The sequence below is a fragment of the Geminocystis sp. M7585_C2015_104 genome (assembly GCA_015295805.1).
In the GTDB taxonomy this organism is placed as follows: domain Bacteria; phylum Cyanobacteriota; class Cyanobacteriia; order Cyanobacteriales; family Cyanobacteriaceae; genus DVEF01.
In genome coordinates, this window is sequence record DVEF01000013.1 from 1 (window position 1) to 3,316 (window position 3,316).

At 42.3% G+C, this 3,316-nt stretch carries 3 protein-coding genes; all 3 read left to right on the top strand.

The genetic code is table 11. The features are described 5' to 3' along the window. Positions 1-732: 732 nt before the first annotated feature. A complete protein-coding gene (locus IGQ44_01505; GenBank protein ID HIK36655.1) occupies positions 733-1,308 on the top strand; it encodes a glyoxalase-like domain protein in 576 nt (191 codons plus the stop codon). Between the two features lie 44 nt (positions 1,309-1,352). Further along, positions 1,353-2,375 carry a 4Fe-4S binding protein gene (locus tag IGQ44_01510; protein ID HIK36656.1) on the top strand — a complete coding sequence of 341 codons (1,023 nt, stop codon included), beginning with the start codon at positions 1,353-1,355 and terminating at the stop codon, positions 2,373-2,375. A gap of 61 nt (positions 2,376-2,436) precedes the next feature. Continuing rightward, positions 2,437-3,316, top strand: an 880-nt coding sequence (csaB, locus tag IGQ44_01515; GenBank protein ID HIK36657.1) for a polysaccharide pyruvyl transferase CsaB, incomplete at its 3' end; no start/stop codon positions are given.

Here is a 3,316-nt window from a genome sequence, read left to right on the forward strand (position 1 = left end):
TCTCTAGGGAACAGCGGGGGGCAAAAGGGAGGCAGTAGGGCGATAGTTAGATGTTTATTATTATACCCTTGCTTCTGCTGGCCACAAGTAAATGGCAATAATGTACGGCGGCAGATGGTTGAAAAGTTTGCCCTGGTGTGGTCTACTTCTGTTATAGAATTGGACCACTTTTTTTGTCCTAAAAATTCTCTTTTATTACCCTATTTTTTGCCAAATTCGTCCTTGTTATTTGTGATATACAACTATTATATATACATTTTGCCGCCATTTATTGTATATAAATAAGACATTTTATCTGAGGATTTTATGTAAAGTGAACATCCATTATTTAAGACATTTTTAAGATATTAAAAGCCGATCCCAATATTTTTGAGTTGCAAAAATAGTTTAATATCATAATCTCAATCTATACCATTAGGGGCAGAGCAGAGAGGTTAACACTTGCCGGATACCTCAGTTTCCGGAAGAGGAGGAAAAAATAATTATTATTAATCCCTAGAAGAAATAGACAGCATATTCCGATAAAAATTTAAAATAAACAACAAAACACATCAGGAGAATTATTCCACTGACTCCATAACTGCTTATGGAAGGAATATAAAATTTATCAACTAGTGGTTTATTTCTGGACAAAACTATTAAAAATTGGCCGTGGCAGAAAAGGTAAAAAGCAGGAGACCAGCACCTGCCTATATAATAATAGGAAAACAATAGGTGAATTTTCAAACAGATATGCTGATAGAGGGGAGTATAAAAATCGTCAACAACATCTGGATGGCACTTCTGCCGGAATTGGGAGAAACACTCTTCTCCACCCCGGGAATAATGGTAATGTTATTGATAGCCTATGGGGGCGCCATGTGGATGTTTTTGAGTAGTGCCCCCAAGGTTTATACAATTATGGTATCAGATCTGAATGTTGCTAAGGAATTTTATGAAGACTTATTGGAGTTGCCAGTAGCGGAGGTACCTTTACACTATTACTACAACTATGATCAGAGTCTGGGAGTGGGCGCCCTTGACCCCCTTTATTTAGGTTCTGGCCTCAATTATAATGTCCCTAGACACAATGAGGGGTTATGGTACCAATTGAAGAGGAACACCCAAATACATGTGATTGGAGGTGCAAGTTTTGGTTATAAAAACTGTCAACGTCATGTCTGTTTTGACAGGGAATGTCTAGAAGCCATACTACTAAGAGTTCAATCCCGTCGTCTCAAGTACAAAATTCGCACAGAAAAACCTCTCAATTTCCTAGTAAAAGACTGGAATAACCGTGTCTTCGAAATGGCAGAGGCAGGCGGATAATTAAACCAAGTAACCTCTCTTATATTATTACCTGGATAGAGCTGATGTATAGTTCTCCCATAGAATCCCTAAAACGGGGCAGTTGGGTTAAACTAATCTGTGGCGCCAGTTACCAACACCTCCCCTTCATCCGCAACCTAGCCCTTATTTACACCCTTGCAGGGGTGGATTGTATTGACGTGGCAGCATACAAAGCGGTAATTCTCGCTGCCCTGGAAGGGATTGAAGTGGCCCTCGACTTGCAACCGTCTCCCCGTCCTTTTTTAATGATAAGCATCAATGATGGGGAGGACCCCCATTTCCGCAAAGCCTCCTTTAATTCTAACTTATGTCCTCCAGATTGTCACCGCCCCTGCCAAACTATTTGTCCTGCCGGCGCCATCAATTTTCTCAAGTATAACGGAATACATAAAGAACTATGTTATGGTTGTGGGCGCTGTCTGCCAGTTTGTCCAATAGGTATAATTGACACCGAGTCCCATATTGTCTCAGCCCATGTTGTCTTAAAATGGTTAGATGAACTGCCCATAGATGCCATAGAAATACACACTCAACAAGGACACTGGGATAGGTTTACCAATCTGTGGCAAACAGTAAGGCCTTATCTGGCAAAACTAAAACTTATAGCCATCAGTTGCCCCTATGCCAATGATGTGATAAGCTACCTACGACAAATTCACCAATACGTTCAACCGGTGACAATACCACTAATCTGGCAAACAGATGGACGCCCCATGAGTGGGGATATTGGTGAGGGCACTACCCATTTGACTATAAAATATGCCCAACAGGTCAGGCAATTAAACCTAAAGGGGTTTATCCAATTGGCAGGGGGCACCAATGAGCATACCATAACCAAACTGAAGAGTTTAAACCTCATCCCCGCCATCGCCGGCATAGCCTATGGCAGCAAAGCCAGGAGGCTGGTATACCCCATCTTGCAAAAACTAGAGGAAACCACCATCGACAACAAGTTAGAAAAACACCCATCTCTTTTGTGGGAGGCAGTAAGAATAGCTAGACAGTTGGTTTCCCCTCTTAAACAGGCAGTATTACAGGAAAGATAGAAGTTTCCCAACAGGATACAAATACTACCAGAACCAGTAGTAGGTTTTTATGGAAAATATCATGGGGAGGACAGAGAAAGTCATAAAAGTAATTATATGTGGCTATTATGGACAAGGTAATGTTGGTGATGAAGCCCTACTGGTTTCCATTCTATCCCAATTAGAGGAACTGGCCAGACCTAAACCCGTCGGTGACTCGGAGGGACACCTCCTTTTATCTGCCCCCGGTAAATTCTATCAGACCATAGTCGTCTCTGCCAACCCCAAGAAGACCCAAAGAGACTATGCAGTAGACAAGAGTTACTCAAGACTTGGCGTTGTAAAACAGCTCCTCTGTTTGGGGAAAAATGACGTGTTTATATGGGGTGGAGGTAGTCTTATCCAAGATGTAACCAGTTGGAAAAGCCCCCTATATTATCTCGCCCTAATGAGACTGGCACAGCTAAAAGGAGCAAAAACTTTTGCCATAGCCCAAGGGATTGGCCCTATCCGCAATCCTATCATAAGATGGCTAACTAAACTGGTATTGGCCCAATGTAATGGGATTAGTGTTAGAGACAACGAGTCGGCAAGGATTTTAGAAAAATGGGGGCTTAAATTTATCACCGCCGCGGATCCCGTGTGGGCTTTGGATGGTATAGTACCATCAGATCTACAGTTGCCCCCATCTCCCAGAATCGCCGTTAATCTCAGACAACACCCCCTCCTTTCCCCCCAGAAACTAGAAACCCTTATCCAGACTTTCCTAGAGCTACAAAGAGTTACTAAATGCAGTATCTTGTTGTTACCTTTTCAGCCGTCACAGGATTTACCAGTATGTCAGAAGGTAGCCGAAACAATCCCCGACTGTCAGATTCTCCACATAAATAACCCCCGAAAACTAAAGGGGTTATTCTCCCAGATAGACATGTTGATAGGCATGCGGCTACACAGTCTAATAA